At 34.5% G+C, this 18,951-nt stretch carries 16 protein-coding genes; 5 read left to right on the forward strand and 11 right to left on the reverse strand.

Going from position 1 to position 18,951, the window contains the following annotated elements; all coding sequences use genetic code 11:
• Positions 1-44 precede the first annotated feature (44 nt).
• From proB to BM084_RS01800, 7 genes are all read right to left on the reverse strand, one after another.
• On the reverse strand, positions 45-815 hold the full coding sequence (gene proB, locus BM084_RS01770) for a glutamate 5-kinase (protein ID WP_075326595.1): 771 nt from the start codon (positions 813-815) through the stop codon (positions 45-47).
• 40 nt (positions 816-855) lie between these two features.
• Entirely contained in the window at positions 856-1,659 is an 804-nt protein-coding gene (gene proC / locus BM084_RS01775; protein WP_075326596.1) for a pyrroline-5-carboxylate reductase, read from the reverse strand.
• Positions 1,660-2,121: 462 nt separating this feature from the next.
• Positions 2,122-3,495 (reverse strand): MBL fold metallo-hydrolase RNA specificity domain-containing protein, encoded by a 1,374-nt coding sequence (locus BM084_RS01780; RefSeq protein ID WP_075326597.1) that lies wholly within the window; start codon positions 3,493-3,495, stop codon positions 2,122-2,124.
• 4 nt (positions 3,496-3,499) lie between these two features.
• On the reverse strand, positions 3,500-4,336 hold the full coding sequence (locus tag BM084_RS01785) for a restriction endonuclease (RefSeq protein ID WP_093302378.1): 837 nt from the start codon (positions 4,334-4,336) through the stop codon (positions 3,500-3,502).
• Positions 4,337-4,372: 36 nt separating this feature from the next.
• Positions 4,373-5,206, reverse strand: coding sequence for a universal stress protein (locus tag BM084_RS01790; protein WP_075326599.1), 834 nt, complete (start codon positions 5,204-5,206; stop codon positions 4,373-4,375).
• A gap of 2 nt (positions 5,207-5,208) precedes the next feature.
• Complete coding sequence (locus BM084_RS01795) at positions 5,209-6,057, reverse strand: universal stress protein (protein WP_075326600.1); 849 nt, start codon at positions 6,055-6,057, stop codon at positions 5,209-5,211.
• A gap of 12 nt (positions 6,058-6,069) precedes the next feature.
• Positions 6,070-6,924, reverse strand: a complete 855-nt coding sequence (locus BM084_RS01800; RefSeq protein ID WP_075326601.1) for a universal stress protein — start codon at positions 6,922-6,924, stop codon at positions 6,070-6,072.
• A gap of 181 nt (positions 6,925-7,105) precedes the next feature.
• On the opposite strand from BM084_RS01800, the gene BM084_RS01805 reads away from it, so the two are divergent.
• Positions 7,106-7,729, forward strand: coding sequence for a WG repeat-containing protein (locus tag BM084_RS01805; protein WP_177195640.1), 624 nt, complete (start codon positions 7,106-7,108; stop codon positions 7,727-7,729).
• A gap of 337 nt (positions 7,730-8,066) precedes the next feature.
• Here the strand turns inward: BM084_RS01805 and BM084_RS01810 are convergent, their stop codons facing one another.
• On the reverse strand, positions 8,067-9,074 hold the full coding sequence (locus tag BM084_RS01810; RefSeq protein WP_093302383.1) for a Crp/Fnr family transcriptional regulator: 1,008 nt from the start codon (positions 9,072-9,074) through the stop codon (positions 8,067-8,069).
• 318 nt (positions 9,075-9,392) lie between these two features.
• On the opposite strand from BM084_RS01810, the gene BM084_RS01815 reads away from it, so the two are divergent.
• Positions 9,393-9,803: a hypothetical protein gene (locus BM084_RS01815; protein ID WP_093302386.1), complete on the forward strand. Its 411-nt coding sequence runs from the start codon at positions 9,393-9,395 to the stop codon at positions 9,801-9,803.
• Between the two features lie 56 nt (positions 9,804-9,859).
• Positions 9,860-10,123, forward strand: a complete 264-nt coding sequence (locus tag BM084_RS01820; RefSeq protein ID WP_075326605.1) for a zinc ribbon domain-containing protein — start codon at positions 9,860-9,862, stop codon at positions 10,121-10,123.
• Between the two features lie 60 nt (positions 10,124-10,183).
• Here BM084_RS01820 and BM084_RS01825 read toward each other — a convergent pair whose 3' ends face one another.
• Genes BM084_RS01825 through BM084_RS01835 form a run of 3 tightly spaced genes read right to left on the reverse strand, consistent with a single transcriptional unit; the run spans position 10,184 to position 12,690 of the window.
• Positions 10,184-11,170: an MlaD family protein gene (locus tag BM084_RS01825; RefSeq protein ID WP_075326606.1), complete on the reverse strand. Its 987-nt coding sequence runs from the start codon at positions 11,168-11,170 to the stop codon at positions 10,184-10,186.
• 6 nt (positions 11,171-11,176) lie between these two features.
• Positions 11,177-11,908, reverse strand: a complete 732-nt coding sequence (locus BM084_RS01830) for an ABC transporter ATP-binding protein (protein WP_093302388.1) — start codon at positions 11,906-11,908, stop codon at positions 11,177-11,179.
• Positions 11,909-11,910: 2 nt separating this feature from the next.
• On the reverse strand, positions 11,911-12,690 hold the full coding sequence (locus BM084_RS01835; RefSeq protein WP_093302391.1) for an MlaE family ABC transporter permease: 780 nt from the start codon (positions 12,688-12,690) through the stop codon (positions 11,911-11,913).
• A gap of 387 nt (positions 12,691-13,077) precedes the next feature.
• On the opposite strand from BM084_RS01835, the gene BM084_RS01840 reads away from it, so the two are divergent.
• Together BM084_RS01840 and BM084_RS01845 are read left to right on the forward strand one after the other, a co-directional pair.
• Positions 13,078-16,719, forward strand: coding sequence for a chemotaxis protein CheB (locus BM084_RS01840; RefSeq protein WP_075326609.1), 3,642 nt, complete (start codon positions 13,078-13,080; stop codon positions 16,717-16,719).
• A 6-nt stretch (positions 16,720-16,725) separates the two neighbouring features.
• Entirely contained in the window at positions 16,726-18,939 is a 2,214-nt protein-coding gene (locus BM084_RS01845) for an ATP-binding protein (protein ID WP_093302392.1), read from the forward strand.
• Positions 18,940-18,951 lie beyond the last annotated feature (12 nt).

Below are 18,951 nucleotides of genomic sequence, written 5' to 3' on the forward strand. Positions count from 1 at the left end.
ATTCGATTTATTTTTAGTTTGATTAAACTTCAATTTTTATTTTTCTATGCGGTAAACTTTGTACCTACCGGTTTACCTGCTACGATATCCAGAATTACATTTTTCTGTTTACCGTTTGCGATATAAGTGGTAATGTTTTTAGCAGCGGTACCTTTGGCAATCTTAATTTTAGACTCCATACCACCACGGCCTTCACCTTCGCCTTTTCCAGATTCCTGTACGTATTTTTCTACGTTTTCATCAACCGTAACTTTGTTAAGTTTTTCTGATTCATCGTCCTCTGGATGGCCGGTATATAATCCATCTGTATCACTTAAAATAATTAAGGCATCAGCATTAATTAATTCAGCAACAAGGCTTGCAAGTTCATCATTATCAGAGAACATAGACATTGTTACCGATACTGCATCATCTTCATTAGCAATAGGGATAATTCCTTCAGATAATAAAGATTCGTAACAGTTAATCATATTTTCGCGGTGAATACCCGGGCTAAAATCTCTTTTAGTTGCCAGTACCTGTGCACAGCGCATTCCAAAATCGTGGAAGATACTATAGTAGTGACGCATCATACGTGGTTGGCCCACTGCAGAAAATACCTGTCTTCTTTTTGAGGCATCTTCAATATCTACATCTCCAAGAACTTCTTTTCCGGCAATTGCCGATCCTGAAGAAACGAGAACTACCATTACATCCTCTTCATATAGTGTAGCTATTTGTTCTACAAGATGTTTTAGTACAGGGCCTAAAATCCTGTTATCTTTATTGGTCATTACATTGGTCCCGACCTTAACTACGATTCTCTTTTTTTCCATTTTATAAAGTTATATTTAAACTTCCTTTTTTAGATTTAGATTACTCTTTTCCCAGTTCTACAGCTCTGTCAAATGCCGCGTAAGCCGCATCTTTAATTAATTCTTCAACGTTATTATCGTCCATAGAATCTAAAGCTGCACGGGTTGTCCCTCCCTTAGAAGCAACGCGCTCCATCCAGGTGCTGGCCGACAGATCTGATTCGTTAAAAAGTTTTACGGCACCTTCAAATGTTTGGCTGACCAAAACCTTAGAGTCGTTCTTGGAAAAGCCCATTTTTAATGCTGCTTCCATCATAGAATTCATAAAATAGAATACATAAGCCGGCCCGCTTCCTGAAATTCCTGTAGAAGCATCTATAAATTTTTCTGTTTCTACATGAATTGATGCTCCCGTGGTGTCTAATAAATTTCTAACCATAAGAAGTTCTACCCGAGAGATTTCTTTTGCTTCGGTAAACGAGGTAACTCCTTTTCCTACCTGTGCAGGAAGGTTAGGCATTGAACGCACAACTTTTTTCACGTTTAAACCTTGTTGTATTTTATCTATAGTAACGCCGGCCATTAAAGAGACAAATATTTGCTGGTCGTTTACTAAAGGTTTTATTTCCTCAAATAAATCATCACAGTGATAGGGTTTTACAGCAAGGAATACGATGTCTGCCTTTGGTAAGCATTCTTCAATATCATCGTATACATCAAAATGGTCTACTTTGCTAAGTGTAGTTATTATTTCAGCCGATTTATCAAAAATCATTAGATTTCGGTGATTAAGTAAACTAGACTTCGCCATTCCTTCGGCGTAAGTAAGTCCCATATTTCCTGCTCCAATTACTAATACTTTCATTCTTTATTTTTTGGTTAATTAATTTATTTCAACTTTTAGACTTTCAAGTCTGGGCCATTAAGAACAAAGACCATGCAATGTTTCCCAATAAAACCGTACTTGCCTGCCAAAAGCAAGGATTAAATTAATTTATTTTGACCGTAACTAATAAAATATTAGGTTAAACTAATCTAAAAACAGCTGTTTTCAGAGGTTTTTAAATAAACTTGGATGGTGCTTAAGCCTTATAATTAGGTAGATCGAAGACCTTTTATTATTAGCTTTTGAGATAATAAAGATTATGAAAAACGTTAAGAATTATTGAATTTAGGAAGTTTTACTTATGCCTTTAGCTGAAAATGGAATAAAACCTAAATTTTTATTTAAATTTTATTCCATTAAAAAACTGCCATTTTTACTGCCATTATTGCAGAAAAAAGGTGCTAAATTGAACGAAAAGGTTTTCGTTGAGTTTTTGTGAATTTATAGCTGTAGCGTTACAACATCGTTAAAGGCGGGAATGCTCACTGCATAATTATAACGATCTTTTATTTTTACTCTTAATGAGTCTAAAGCGGTGGGCTCGCCGTGGATTAAAAATATCTTTTCAGGAATATTTTTTATTTCTGACATCCAATCCAATAGTTCCTTTTGATCGGCGTGAGCAGAGAGACTTTCCATCTTTAATATTTTTGCTTTTACCGGGCAATATTTCCCAAAGATTTTTACTTCTGAAGCTCCGTTTTCCAGCTGCCTGCCTCTGGTGCCTTCGGCCTGGTAACCTGCTAATAGCACTGTGGTTTCCGGTTTGTCTATTAAATAACGAAGATAGGTGAGTACACGGCCGCCGGTTACCATTCCGCTGCCGGCTATTACAATCTTAGACCTGTTTTCATCTATAGTTTTCCAGGTATCGCGGTATGAAGTGATGATATTAAAATAGGATAGCATTTTTCTAAATTCATCTTGCTCAATTTTATGCCACTTGCTAAAACCTTCAAATAAACCAAGAACTTCATTACCCATTGGGCTATCTATGTAAATAGGAATTTTTGGGATTTTATTCTTTTTGATTAAAAGGTATAACTTGTACATAATTCCCTGCAAACGTTCTACTGCAAAACTTGGTATAATAAGATTTCCTTTTTTGTTTACGGTTTCCTTAATTGCTTCAATAAAAATTTCGTCTGAATCATCTTCGGGATGAAGTCTATCACCGTAGGTACTTTCTAAAAATAAGTAATCTGCCCATTCCGGCTTATTAGGTGCTTCTAAAAGTAAATCTTTTTCCCGCCCAATATCGCCTGAAAATACAAAGCGCTTTTCAAAAATCTCAATTTCAATAAACGTTGAACCTAAGATATGGCCATTGGTCTGGTAGCGATATTTTATATTTTCTGAAATTCTATGCCACTCATTCAGCTTTATACTTTTAAATAAACCTATAGTTTTTTCGGCATCACTCATGGTATATAAAGGCAAAGCGGGATGGTGTTTGCTATATTCTTCCTTATTGGCTCTTTCTGCATCTTCTTCCTGGATCTTTGCACTGTCTTTTAAAATAACCGCTGCAATTCCTAAAGTTGGTAGGGTGCCAAGAATAGGATTTTTATATCCCTGTTTTACCAATTTTGGGAGATATCCTGTATGGTCCAGGTGGGCGTGGGTAAGCAATATGAGATCTATATTATTAGGATCAAACGGAAAATCTTTCCAATTGAGTTCCCGCAAACTTTTAATCCCCTGGAAGAGTCCGCAGTCTATTAGGAAATTCAATTCGGGGGTTTCTACGAGAAATTTTGATCCCGTTACTGTTCCCGAACCTCCCAGAAAATGAATTTTTATTTGATTTTCCATAATTTTAATGTTTACAAAGATCTCTCATTTCTTCAAGTATTCTCTTTTTGCGAGGATTGCTGATGCCTAAATGATCCAGGTAAAAGGTATCGTTTATAAGTTCCTGGCACAAAACCACATCCCGACTTAACAAAAAGTTTTTTTCTCTTTCTGAAAGTAGGGTAGAAACAGTTATAGGGTATAAACCTAACTGGTCTATTCTATCTTTAAGTCCTTCGCCTTTTGGATAATCCCAGCTTAATAATTTAAGATTGGCACATTTGGCATATTTTACTGCATCGGATGTAAACCGTGTGTTGGTAACCACCCAACCTTCTTCAAAAGTTAATTTATTCTCTCCATTACTTCTAAAATTTTTTATATCCCGAAACCTGGAATCTATATAAAGCGGAATTTTTACATCACAATTTCTACCTGCATTGTGAAATTTACATTCTATTAAAATTAGTTTTGAATCTGTTTTGGCCTCCACGTCTATCTCGTGGGTAACACATTTTCCCTGGTATATTTTCCCGGTTTGGGTTTTATAACCACTATAACTTAAAAGCGCGGCAATAAATTTTTCAAAAGGAAATCCGGTTGGGCCCAATTCGTAAATAGCGGTTTTTAATTTATATTTTGAAGCACTGGTTTTATTATCTTCTTTGAGCAAATTAAAAGCACGATTGTAAATTTCTTTGGTGGTGATACCTTCGTACAGTTCGGTTTTGAGCTTTTCCAGGGTTTTTTGAATAAGTTCTTCATTGGCGCCAGACCTCCTTAAAGATTCTGCAACCCTGTCTATAGAAAATTTAGCTTTTTCACCAGAGGCTTTTATGATTTTTAGATTGGAAATATTCATTTTTGCAGGTTTTTCAAGAATTAATTTTGTAAAAAATTATAGATCTGAAGGCATAAAAAGCATAGGAATTTGGGGTTTTTTCCCTAATTCTTTTAGTAGAGATTTTGAAAATAAATTTTGAAAAAAGCCTCTTTTTTTATGGTTCAAAACCAACACATCACTATTTCTACTTTGAATAAAACTGTGAATTCCTTTGGTAACTTCAATATTGGTTAGGGTGTGAAAACTATGGGAAACATCTTTAAAATAGTTGTGTAGCTCTTCTTTTGTATTCAGCTGTTCTTCAGATAAATTTTCGGTATCCTGAATATAAAGAATCCTAATACAGGCCTTAAATTTCTTAGCCATATCTATTAAAAAACTTATCTCATAATCTGAAAATGATTTATCAAACCGGGTTGCCAATACCAGTTCTTTTTTTACTTCGGGTACATACACACAATTTTCTGGTATAAGTAAAACCGGCATATGGTCTACGGTTTCAATTACATTCATGCTATTTGTGCCAAAAATCCTGTCGTCTGCTTCGGTTTCTCCTTTTGTTCCCATTACTATAAGATCAAAAATTATTTCATTTTGAATTTCAACAACCGCATCGTTTAACCAGGATTCTATAATTATAGACTTAAACCTATGGTTTTGATTCTTATTAATTATAGCTACTTCTTTCAGCAACTTATTCATCAGGACTTTATTTTCGCTTTTTGCCTGGGCTAAACTAGCGCCATTAATATCTGGAGTATAGAATTCGGGTTTGCAGGCATTTAAAAAATAAAAATTACACAGCTCATTTTGAAATAAACTAAAGGCGTAGACGGTAGCTTTCCAGGCGTTAGCCGAAAAATCTGTGGGGATGAGTATATTTTTCATAACTAGTTGAATTTTCCTGATTGAATGACCATAAAGGGTACTTTAATATGAAAACCTATTTTATTAACTACCGGTCTAAAAAGAAGATTTTCAAAAAAGCTACGCTTGTTATTGACCATAAAAAGTAAATCTACCTCGTGCTGTTCCTGGTATTTTTTTATAGCTTTTGGTACGCTTTTGTCTTCAATTGTATAAAATTGGTGCGAAGTATCTTCCAGGATTTTGCTGAGGTTCTTCTTATTTTTTTCCTGATTTTGGTCTAGGTCTTTTCCAAAATAAACGTGCAAAATATTAAGCTTTGAGGTATGCTCTTCGGCTAAATTTAAAATTGGTTCCAGTTGCGCAGTGCTAAAATTCAATTCAAAATCTGTGGGAAATAGAATATTTACCGGAGGTTGATATTGATATCCCGAAGGGATCATTAAAAATGGCGTTCTTAGCTTATTAATTGCGTGCACACTATTGGTACCTATTAAGATTTCTTCAGCCCCGGTTGCACCCTGAGTTCCCATTACTACCAGGTCTATTTCTTTAGATTTCACCTGTTCTTTCATCTCATCAATAAGGAGATTGAAAGCTGAAATTTTTTCGAAATTATGCTTTGGATTATTAAAATCACGATAAATCTTCCGTTCAACTTTTCGCAATCCTGTGAGGGAGTTTTTTTTATAAGCTTCAGCGAGATTAGGTTGTGTACTGTTGTATAAAATATATTCAGAATCATACAAAACCGGGGTATATGTATTTAGAAGATAAAAAGTACATTCTACATCTTTAAATGCTTTAATGGCATAAGAAATCGCGTTATAAGCGTTTTCTGAAAAATCTGTGGGTAAAAGTATTTTTTTCATGATTTCTAAATTTTAAATGCATTCCCTATTAAAATTTTGTAATACCAGTAGTGGAACTTTAGGATGGAGACCCACTTTATCTATGGTAGAAGTAAGGAGCATATCTTCTAAGTAAGTGTGACGGGAATTCACCATCACCAAAAGATCTATATTATTTTTTACTATAAATTCTTCTATTGCTTTTTCCTTTTGCAACTCTTCACTTTGGTGTTTTTCTAAGCGAATATTATAGAATTGCTCGTGCAAGAATTCCAGGTTATCCTTTTGTCTTGCTGAAGTTGCCTTATGTTTAGATAAATACAGAAAATGAATAACAGACTTAAAATCGCGAGCAATTTCTCCCACAACTTTCAATTCACGTTTTTGATACGGAATTAAAAAATTGGTTGGAAATAAGATATTTTTTGGCTCCTGATAGCTAAAATTTTCTGGAATGGCCAAAACCGGGCATTGCACATATTTTAAAACAAGTAAAGTATTACTCCCAAAACCAAGTTTCCTATCGTTTGTAGCCCCACGAGTACCCATAATAACAAGATCGGCATTTTCTGAATTTACCAGGCTGTTTACCTCGTCTACCAGATCACCAAATGCAGCTACATATTTAACTTTATGTCTGGGATTGCAAAATTCGTCGTGAACCTTAGTGCTAATTTCATTTAAAGCCATTTCGGCCTTTGTTTTGGTAACCGCTTTAAGCTCATCTATCAATTCTTTACTTAACAGATTTTCATCGGTATACACCTTATCGGCGTAAGTGTTTAAAAGAATTATTTCACTCTTTTCATATTTAAAAAGCTGGCAGGCAAATCGCAATGCGTTATAGGCATTTTCTGAAAAATCGGTGGGTAAGATTATCTTTCTCATCTTCTTGGACTTTGAATAATAAAGTTAAGAGAACACCTAAGTTTAAACTATGAGGAAAATCAGTTTGTAATTTAATTTTAAGCTTTTACAGGAGAAGAAAGTTTTAGCTTAGTATGACGTGTATCATATTTATTATCAATGTTTTGAAATACATTTAATGGTAATTTTAAAACTTTTGAAGATGAAAAATTTAATATTAGGAATCTTAATAAGTATTCCGTTTGTGTTATTTGCGCAAGAACCGAAAGAATTTGATTTTGTTTCCAATCTGGAAGATGGTTTTGGTACGGTAAGATTAGGCGATAATTGGGGTTTTATAGATACGAGTGGCGAGGTGCTGTTTGAACTTAGAAACGATCTCGTTATGAATAAGAACCCTAAAAATAATAGAATTGGCGTTGCGGGAATTGAATATCCTCAACTAAAAGAAGAAAGGGCTATTATTAGTAAAAAGAAAGATGGCGTTAACTATTATGGTTTTATAAATGCTGAAGGAAAAACAGTAATTGAACCTGAATTTCTAAATGTAAGCAACTTTTCTAACGGGAAAGCCTTGGCATTAAAGCTAGAAGAAGAGAGACTTGGTGAGAACCAGCTTTTGGGTAAGAATGTGCTGTCTTATAAATATGATGTAGTTCTTATTGATAAGGATGGGGAAGTACTAAAATATTTAGAAGGGCCTTTTCCAGTAGCTGTTTCTAAACAAAAACTACGAGAGGCACCAGAGATTAATGCAAAATGGTTGGGCGAGAATTTGCTATGTGTAAAAGGTCCCAATAAAAAATGGCGAATTCATAAGTTTTAAAAAGTTCCTTTTATAGTTGCTTAAATTTAATTGTAAATAGGATAGAAAGAAAGCTCTAAAAACAGAAACAGGAGACCATTGCCTCCTGTTTCTTAAGAAGATATTAAGTTTATTCTTTAACACTGGTTTGATATCAGTGATCTTACACGAAATAAAATTTGTATATCAGGTTAAAAAATACCTTTGATATCTTCTAATTTGATTTCCAACTCTGCGAGTTTAGGAAAAACAAATTTTTGAATATATATAGATAAATTTCCTGTTTTAAAAATAGACGAAAACATACTTAAAAAAAATGACAAATGTCAGAAAATCAGTATTTAACAAAAAATTAGGACTATGTGATTTCCTGTAGTTTATCTGGTTTCAGGATGTTTATTTTTTTACCTTTTATTGCAATGATTCCTTCTTTTTTTAAGCTGGAAAGGCTTCGAATAAAACTTTCGGTAGAAATACCGGCTATACTGGCCAAATCGGTTCTCGAAATATTAAGTCCTTTAAATTCTGGGTTTTGCATTTCTTCTGCAAACTGAAGAATAGTATTAGAAGTTTTTTTTAATACCGACGCATAAGCCATTTCTAAAAGTTGTGATTTTAATTCTAAAACCGTATCGGTTAAATATTGGGCTAAATCCAGGCTTAACTCCTGGTTTTGCTGTAGTATTTCCCTAAATTCAGTATATAAGATCCTGTAAAATTGAGAAGCTTCTAAGGTGGTTGCCATTTCAGTTGCAACGGGATGCTTATGAAATCCGTAAAGTCCCAATAAGTCATTTTTCCGGTAAATACCAGTAATTAATTCTTTTCCCAATTGGTCCATCCTGGAGGTTTTAACCAAACCTTGTTTAATTAAATAGATAAAACTGGAATGCCGGTTTTCGTGAAATAATATTTTATGTTTATCCAGGCTTATTAACTCACCCTTTTTTTCCATATAACTTTTTAAAGCTTCAATATTTGGAACTAAAGATTTGTCTGGCTTTTTAGATGCTCTAAAATTTTCCATTTTAGCATTGGTGAGAAATAAAATTTTCTTCTTTAGCTCCTGTTTCGAAGAATTCTCTGCTAAAAAGCGATGTTTTTTATGAAGGGGTTTTTGGGTGCCGGTTTCAGCAATAATAGAAAGTATAGGAAGCTTTAAAATCCCGGGATTTCTATGAATTACTTTAGGTGGAATAGGGTTTTTTACTGCCCAAATAAGCAAATCTGGTTTATTTTTTATTAATAAACTTTCTAAGCTTGTTGGGGAATTTGAGTATATAAATTTATAATCGAGGTTCATCGCCAATTCATCTGGAATTAGATGACTGGAAGTTTTATCTAAAATATATAGAATACGCTTCATCCCTGCAGAGCTTAAATATTAAGAATACGTTGATTGGGGATTGTTTCGCATTCCAGGCGGGGGGAAGTTGGGGAAATGCTTTAAACAACACCTAAATATACAAAGTTATTTTTAAAACGTAGATAGCGGAGAAATTATTTAAACAGCCGAAATTCAGATGTTTAATTATTATTGCTATTCTTTAGAAAAAGAATACCTCCGCATAAAAACTGATTTTTATCATTTTCAGCTAAGTTTCTGAGACTTATCTTTAAAGAGCGAATTATTTCGAGAAAATCGCGTAGCATTAACTCTCGCTAAGCGAGTAAAATTTTTATTATGGAACTATCGAAAAAACAAGTCTTCACCGAAGAATTTTATCAGAATATCGGGATGCTTTTTTACGCCATTGCGGCTTCTGATAAAGTAGTGCAAGCCGAAGAGATTAAAACGCTTAACAATCTGGTGCAAAAGAAATGGGTGCCAATAGATAATAAAACTGACGAATATGGAACCGATGAAGCCTATAAGATTGAAATGGTCTTTGATTGGCTTGAAGAAAATTCTCCTGAAGCAACATGGGCATTTAAGGAGTTTAGACAATACAAAAAGGAAAATGAAGGCTTGTTTACTTTGCCAATTAAACAGTTAATTTGGGAAACAGCAGATGCTATTGCAGCTTCGTTTGCAGGAAAAAATAAATCTGAGCTTATTATGCTTTCAAAATTAAAAATGCTGCTTTCTAAATGATTAAAATTGAACGTATTATATTAATTTTTCTTCGTATATTTTAATAAAATTAGCTGATGAAAACCTTAATTTGCCAAAGTTGTGGCTGGCCATTTACAAAAGCCACTGTAGGTACAAATCGCGATAAATCAGAAAATCCCGATTATTGTCGTGACTGTTACGAGGATGGCGCTTTTACTGATAAATCGCTTAATCTACATCAATTAGAAGTGAAATTATTAGAAATGGCAGAAATGCACGAAGATATTAGTCTGGAAGAAGCCCGGCAACTTATAAAAAAGCTACCCGAGCTTAAACGGTGGCGAATGGAACATATTTAATTCTTCCTTTCCAGAAGCATATTTCGTTTTAAAAAGAAAATTTCTGTAGAAGATTAATTATTAATTTTCTTTTTCGGCTCGCGCTTTTTGGCGTTCCAGTTTTCTAAAATATCCACGGAATAGAATATTATGCTTTAAAGCTTCCATATTCTCGTTAAAGCGATGGGTAGCTTCTTCAATATTTTCCATACTTTGATCTAAATGATTCACAAAACTGCTGTCTTTTAGCACATAATTAAGCGCTCCTTTTTCTGAATTAAGATTGTTAGAAAATTCACCCAGATCTACGCTAATCCCCTTTATTTGCGAAGATGTTTTTTCCAAATCTTTAATAATTGTGCTGAAACTTTTTTGTGCACTGGTGTCGCTAAGAAGCAAACCCGCCACAGAATTTTCGTAATCTACATTATTTAAAATTCCATTTAGTTTTGCCAATCCCAACCTGGCAGATTTGGTTGTTTCATTTAAGTTTTCAACACTTTCCTGTACATTTTTAGCCAGGGTTTTGTCTTTGAGTAAATCTCCTAAAACGCCTTCTCCAGAGTTTATACTATTGGTAATTTTTAATAAATCCTGGGTTAATAATGCTGCATTTTCATTGGTTTTATTCAAGGTGTTTAGCATATCGGCAGTTGCCACCTGGCTAATTGAAGCAAGTGTGTCGCCTTCCTTGATGGTGGGAGAAGGTGCCTGGCTTGAGGGTAAAATATTTAAAACCATACTTCCAACTAGTCCGTCTGAATTTATGGTAGCCAGTGCATTGTTTTTAATTAAATTTCCGGCTTCCCTATTAATAAGCATATCTACACAAATTGCCGTATCATTTAAAAATTTGATTTCTTTTACCGTACCAACGTTCACACCAGAATAACGAACATTATTCCCCGATTGCAATCCGTTTACGTTTTTAAAAACAGAACTTACCAGAATGGAATCTCCAAACAGGTTTTGCTTGTTTCCAATAAAGAAAACTCCAAGGGTGAAAATAATAAGCCCCGAAATAATGAGAACCCCAAGTTTTATATTTTGTGCAGAATTTGATTTCATAGCTTTTTATTTAAAAAATGCTTTAATTTTTGGATCACCAGATGCTGCCAGTTCGTTAAAAGTTCCTTCAGCATAATTTTTTCCGTCAAGTAATAAGATCATTCGGTTAGAAATTACCCTTGCACAATCTACATCGTGAGTAATTATTATAGATGAGGTTGCATATTTTTTCTGAATATTCATCATCAATAAAATAATTTCTTTTGCGGTAATTGGGTCTAAACCCGTTGTGGGTTCGTCGTAGATTATAATCTTTGGTTTAAGAATAAGTGCTCTTGCTAAAGCAATTCTACGTTGCATCCCTCCCGAAAGTTCTGCGGGCATTAGGTCTATAGTTTGTTGCAAGCCTACATTTTCCAGCGCCTCTTTTACCAGTTCTTCAGTTTTTCTTTCAGAGTTTTTTCTATGTCTTCTTAGCGGAAATTCTAAATTTTCCCTAACCGTCATAGAATCGTATAAAGCACTGCCCTGAAACAAAAAACCTATATCGGTTCTTATTTCATCCAGCTCGTTTTGTTTCATTTTAGAAATATCTTTCCCTAAAACTTTAATACTGCCCCTGTCAAAATCCATTAAACCTACCAGGCATTTTATCATCACCGATTTCCCTGAACCCGATTTTCCCATTAGAACAAGGTTTTCACCTTCAAATAAATTTAAATTGAAATCCTTTAAAACTTCAACAGCGCCAAAGCTTTTGTACAGTTCTTTTATTTCTATTACGGCTTTATTTTCCATTTTTAGTTATAAAAAATATCAGTGATAAAAACGGCGATAAAATCCAATACAAACAGTAGCATAGAAGTAAAAACCACGGCAGAATTGGAGGCTTTCCCAACTCCCGCGGTGCCTTTTTTGCTATTGTATCCTTTAAAACAACCTACCAGGCCAATGGCAAACCCAAAGAAAAAAGTTTTTACCGTTGCCGGAAGAAGATCTGTAAATTCCAGCGCGGCAAATACCTGGTTAAAATAAAGGGTAAAAGACACGTCACCTTTTATGTTCTCTATAATTGCAGAACCAATTAGTGCCACAAAATCTCCAACTATTACTAAAATGGGTAGCATACAGGTAGCGGACAATATCCTGGTTACTACCAGAAATTTAAACGGATTTGTTCCTGAAACTTCCATAGCATCTATTTGCTCGGTAACCCGCATAGAACCTAATTCGGCTCCAATACTTGAACCAATTCTTCCGGCGCAAATAAGGGCGATAATTACCGGGCCAATTTCTCTAACTATAGAAATACTTATCATAGACGGCATCCACGAAACCGCACCAAATTCCATTAGGGTAGGGCGGGATTGCAGGGTAAATACAAGGCCTAAAATAAATCCTGTTACACTCACTAAAAGCAAAGATTTATTGCCCATTTGGTAGCATTGTTTCAGGAATTCCCGGAACTCAAAAGGCCTACTAAAAAGTTCTCTAAAATACCTGCCGGTAAACTTCCCCATTTCCCCGATCTCCAGGAAAAACGAACTTAAACCCGATTGATATGAGGATAGTATTTTCATCTTAGATTATTTAAGTAGAAAACCAGGTATTAAATTTTATTCAAATAAATTGAATACAGAACTGTTTGAATACCAGGTAAATTTAGTTCTAAACGCTTTTAATAGAAATGATATAAATCAGCTTATTAAAGCTTATAAGGGAAAAATTTAGATAGAGTTGGAAGTTGCCTGAACGAACTAAAATATTTTTTAACATTTTAATTTTAAAAAACTTGTTAATTTTAGCTTTTTAAAAAATTAAATTTTGACAATGTGAAGTGGTGCAATCCGCAGTTTTAAGGCGATTTTGTTAATATAAATGGCAAATGGGTTCACATTTCTCTGACTTAACATATATTTTTGGTGTTTGCCTTTTTAATTATACAAGACTGACTTAATCATTTCTAAATGACAAAAGTAAATAACTATCTTTCTAAATCGGAGTTAGAAACTAAGCTTAAAATTGACGAACCGCGTGTTATTGCTGTAGGTGCAAGTGCCGGGGGGCTGGAAGCGCTTAAAGCTTTTTTCAAAGACATACCCGAAACCGATAAGAATGCTTATGTAGTTATCCAGCATCTTTCCCCAGACTATAAAAGTATGATGGGAGAACTTCTTAAAAAGAGCACCAACCTGCCTATTCGGGAGATTAAGAATAAAATGAAGCTGAAGCAGGGACATATTTATTTAATTCCGCCGGCCAATAATTTATCTTTTGAAAATAATAAACTTCACCTGGTAGAAAAACCTAAAGATCAAAGTTTAAACCTGCCTATAGATATGTTCTTTGAAGCACTTTCTAAAGAACGTAAAGAAAAAGCTATAGGAATAATTTTAAGCGGCACCGGCAGTGACGGTACCCGAGGAGTAAGGGCTATAAAAGAACGCGACGGAATGATTATGGTGCAGGATCCCGAAGAATCTAAGTTTGACGGGATGCCGCAAAGTGCTATAAATACAGGATTGGTAGATTATGTATTACCAATTTCTAATATGGCGCTGGAGCTTAAGAATTTTATAGATTCTCCCGCAGTTTTTCATTTCAAAGACGGTGATTATAATTACAATGAAAGCGAATTAATGAAAATTCTTCGCTTTATAGACGAAAAAACAGGTCTTGACTTTAGGGAATATAAACACGCTACGCTTGCCCGTAGAATTGCCAGAAGGGTTAATGTATGTAAATGCAATAGCCTTTCAGATTATTATCAATTTTTATTAAATAACGATGAGGAGGTAGAAATTTTACATCGTGAATTTTTAATTGGGGTTACCAAGTTTTTTAGAGATTCAAAAGTTTGGAAAATACTTAGAGAAGAGGTAATTCCTAAACTGGTAGAAGAAAAAAAGGATGGAGAGGTTATAAAACTTTGGGATGTTGCCTGTAGCAGTGGAGAAGAAGCTTATTCTTTTGCCATGCTTATTAATGAAGAAATTGAAAAGCAACGAAAAAGTATAGATCTAAAGATTTTTGCGACAGATATTTCGCAAAAACACCTCGATATTGGAAGTGAAGCATTTTATCCTGAAAGTATTGTGGCCGATATCGATTCAGATTTATTAATGAAATATTTTATAAGCGAGCCCAACGGTTATAAGGTAATTGATAAGATGCGCCGAATGGTGGTTTTCTCAAGGCATAATATTATTAAAAACCCACCGTTCAGCAATATGGATATGGTGGCTTGCAGAAACCTATTAATCTATTTCCAACCCGGAATTCAGAATAAAGCTTTAAACTTTTTGCAATATGCTTTAAAAGTTGGCGGTTATTTGGTTTTGGGCACTTCAGAAAATGTTTCGTCCCAAAAAAATAACTTTAAGGTGATAAATCGTTCGGCTAGAATTTATCAAAATGAAAATGCTGATAAGCGTCTAAACTCAAATATTTCTGCAGCAACTTCTCAAAGTAGGTCACTTTCTAATACAAAAGAAATTCAAAGGCCAAATTATAGAAAAACATCAAATCCAGTTAAAAATAAACTCACCGAAGAACTACATGAAACTATTTTAGAAACTTTTGGCGGTGCCAGTGTTTTTATAGATAACGATTTTAATATTTTACAGGCGGTAGGGGAGTTTAGAAAATATGCAAACTTACCGGTAAATGGCTTTTCGGTGAATCTTTTAGATATGCTGGGCGTAGATCTAAAGTTTATTATTCAAAGTAGCGTAAAAAAAGCTAAAAAGAATAATGAGAATTTAAGGTATCCGGATGCTGCTTTTGATCATAATGGTGAAAAAAAATCGGTAGATATTATAATAAAACCTTATCAGTATAAATTTGAAGATTCAAACGCAAGTTTTGTAATTATTTTTGTAGAGAAGGAAGTAAACCTAAAAGAGGTTAAAACACTCGATAAACTTACACTTACCAATCGCACCAAAGAATTTGTTGCAGATCTTGAAGAGGAGCTCAAAGAGACTAAAGAAGAACTGCAAACTTCCTTGGAGGAAATTGAAACCAGTAACGAAGAGTTACAGGCAGCAAATGAAGAACTCCTGGCTTCTAACGAAGAATTGCAAAGTACCAATGAAGAATTGCAAAGTGTAAACGAAGAGATTAATACAGTAAATGCAGAAAATCTTCAGAAGGTTGATGATCTGGCTGCATTAAACGCCGATATGAATAATCTGCTTGAAAGTACAGAAATTGGCGTTATTTTCCTGGATGATGAACTACGAATAAGAAAATTTACCCCTGCTATACAAAGGCATTTTAACTTAATAGAATCTGATGAAGGTCGGCCAATAGAGCACTTTACGTCCAGTATGGGTAAAAGCAATTTAATTACGCGTTGCAAACGAGTACTTAGAACCGGCAAAATTCTGGAAAAGCAAATTATGACCAAAGATGGGACTTACTATCTGCGCAGAATTTCTCCATACATTAATTCTAACGATGAAGTGAATGGGGTAGTGATAACATTTATAGATGTAGGATTGCTGCAACGTTCTAAAGAAAAATTAATTGCCAGTGAAAAACGTTTTAAATCTTTCTACGAAGAAGACCCGGTAATTCATATTAGTGTAGACCCTCAAACCCAGTTAATTGTACAATGCAACGAGATGGCTGTTAGTAGATTGGGATATACCTCTAAAGAAGATTTAATAGATAAACCTGTTTTTGATCTTTATAACGAAGAGTCTCAACTAAGAGCTTTAAAATCTAATAAAGAATTCAAAGATACCGGTGTTATTGTGAATATGGAGCAGGAAATGTTAACTGCTACAGGAGATTTACTTCCGGTTATATTAAATGCTACTGCCGAAAAAGATACTGATGGTAAGATAATGACCATTAGGTACACCTGCGTTGATATTTCTGCTCTAAAAGATGCTGAATTAAAACTAAAGCAGCAGCACGAAGATCTTGAACGTGCTAATAGAGATTTGGAACAATTTGTATCTATTTGTTCTCACGATCTCCAGGAGCCACTTTCTACCATTAAATTTGGTAGTGATGTTTTGGGTAAAATGTATTCTTCGCAATTAGACCAAAAAGGAAAAGATTATGTGAAGTATATAAAAGATGCTTCTACAAGACTTTCAGAACAAATTAAAGCTTTACTGGAACACTCCAGAATTGGCCGAAATGGAGAAAAAAGCCTGGTGAACATAAAAGAAGTTGTTGAGGTTGTAAAATATGATCTCGGTAAAAGAATAAAGGACACCAATGCCAGAGTAAATGCTGGTACGCTTCCAAAAATTATGGGTTACGAAGTAGAATTACGCCTGTTATTTCAAAACCTAATAAGTAACGCAATAAAATATACTCCAAAAGAACGCAATCCCGATATTCGTATTGCAGCTTATCGCGAAGGTAAATTTTGGGTTTTTTCGGTAATGGATAATGGCTACGGAATTTCTGAAGAAGATAAAAAGAACATTTTTACCATTTTTAACCGTGTGAAAGAAACCAATGGAAATGATGGTACGGGAGTTGGCCTGGCGCACGTAGAGAAAATTGTACAACTACACGAAGGTACCATTTGGGTAGATAGCCAGGTAGGTGTGGGCAGTACCTTTTATTTTAAATTAAAAGCATAGCTGTGTATGAGCTCAGAGCAGCTTTCGTATCCCGAAAAGATAGATATTCGAAATTGTGAAAAAGAACCAATTCATTTAATTGGAAAAGCTCAGGCTCACGGTGTAATTCTCGCGGTAGATCCTAAAACTTTTAAAATTATTCAGGCCAGTGAAAATACCTTAAAGTTTTTCGGTATCTCACATAAAGTTCTTTTGAACGACGGTCTCGAAAGCCTTATTGGTAAGGCTGCATTTGAAAAGATTACTACCGCAATAGACCAAAAAACTGGATTTAAAGCCGAAGAACTAAAAATTGGCAATAAGCATTTTATAGTCTTACCACATTTTTCAGAAGACCATCTTATTTTAGATTTTGAAGTGCTGGGCGAGTATTGGGAGCCAATGTTTCTTCAGCAGCAATTAACCAATATAATAAATGGATTAGATTCGAATGAAACTATTCCTAATCTTTGCAATACAGCCGCAAAATTAATGAAAAGCATCTTCGGTTACGATCGTGTTATGGTTTACCGGTTTGACGAAGAATGGAATGGCGAAGTAGTTGCCGAAGAAAAAGAAGAGCATTTAGAAAGTTGGCTGGATCTACATTATCCTGCCAGCGATATCCCTTCGCAATCCCGAAATTTATTTTTAAAACATAAAGTGAGAATAATTTCAGATGTGAATTATGAACCTGTTCCTATTTCTCCTTACCTTTCTCAAATTACCAAAAAACCTTTAGATCTTTCAAAATCTACCTTACGCGGGGTTTCACCCATTCATATTGAATATTTGCAGAACATGAAGGTGGGAGCTTCTTTAACGGCCGCAATAATTGTTCACGGCAAACTCTGGGGTCTTATAGCCTGCCATCATTATTCGGCAAAATTTATTAATTATTTTCAGCGGGAAACCTGTAAATTTTTAGCGCAGGTTTTTTCTAATAATATAGCTTCCATTCAAACCGGTATTTTCAATAAGAAATTCAGTGAAAATTCTGAATTAAGAGCTAAGATTTTAGCGGATCTTAAGATTGAAAATACATTAGGTGAGGGACTTGAAAATGCCAAAATTCCGTTTATTTCACTAATGGAAAGTGGGGGCGGCGCAGTGGTTTTAGATGATGAAATTAAACTTTTTGGCAAAACGCCAACTGAAGCTGAAGTTAAAGATTTAAGTGATTTTCTTGCTGAAAATGAAGAAATTATATTCTACACCAAACATCTCAAAAATCATTTCTCGGCAGCCGAAAATTACAAAAAATCGGCTTCAGGAATTTTAAGTTTTAAACTGGGGCGCGCAAACAACAATTTTATAATCTGGTTTAGACCTGAAGTGGCTGAAACTGTAAGCTGGGGTGGAAATCCTAATAAAAAGCTTACTTATAACGAAGAAAAACAGCGTTTAAGTCCGCGAAAATCTTTTGAAAAATGGACAGAAAAGCTGGACGGAATTTCTAATTCCTGGCAGGACTATGATATTGAAACTGCTAAAGCTTTTCGGGAAAATTTAAACCAATGTATTTTAAAAAAGCAAAAAGAAGAAATAAGTAGATTAAACCAAAATCTGCAAGAAGCTAATAAGGATTTAGAACTTTTTAGCTACGGAATTTCTCACGATTTGCGCAGCCCGTTGCGCGGTATTAATGGTTATGCCCAAATTTTAAAAGAAGATTTTAGTGAAAATTTACCCGCAGAAGCTTTAGAAACTATAGATACAATTTTAAAGTCTTCTAACCGTATGGAAGGAATTATAGACGATATTCTTTCCTTTTCAAAGATTACCGGAGGCGAACTTCAGAAGAAAAATTTTAGTACTAAAAAATTACTGCAAGAGCTTTTAGTGAGTTTCAACATTAAAACAAATTACCCGAATTTTAATATAGAAATAGCTGAAAATCTTCCCGATACCTATGGAGACCGCCCAATGATATCGCAACTTTGGAGTAACCTATTGGGAAATGCTTTAAAATATACTCAACAAGCGCCTTATCCGCAGATTGAAATTGGAAGTTTTTCACGAGAAAATAAAAATGTTTTCTATATAAAAGATAACGGGATTGGAATTGCTGAACACCAAAAGGATCAAATCTTTAAAATGTTTTCCAGGTTTGCAAAAAAAGATTTTAAGGGCACTGGTATTGGTCTGGCCATTGTAGCCCGGATTTTAGAAAAGCATAACGGAAAAATTTGGGTAGAAAGTGAACCAGAAAAGGGCAGTACGTTTTTCTTCCACCTTTAATTAGAACTTACA

Origin of the sequence: Salegentibacter agarivorans, assembly GCF_900113135.1 — a bacterium.
Taxonomy (GTDB): Bacteria; Bacteroidota; Bacteroidia; order Flavobacteriales; family Flavobacteriaceae; genus Salegentibacter; species Salegentibacter agarivorans.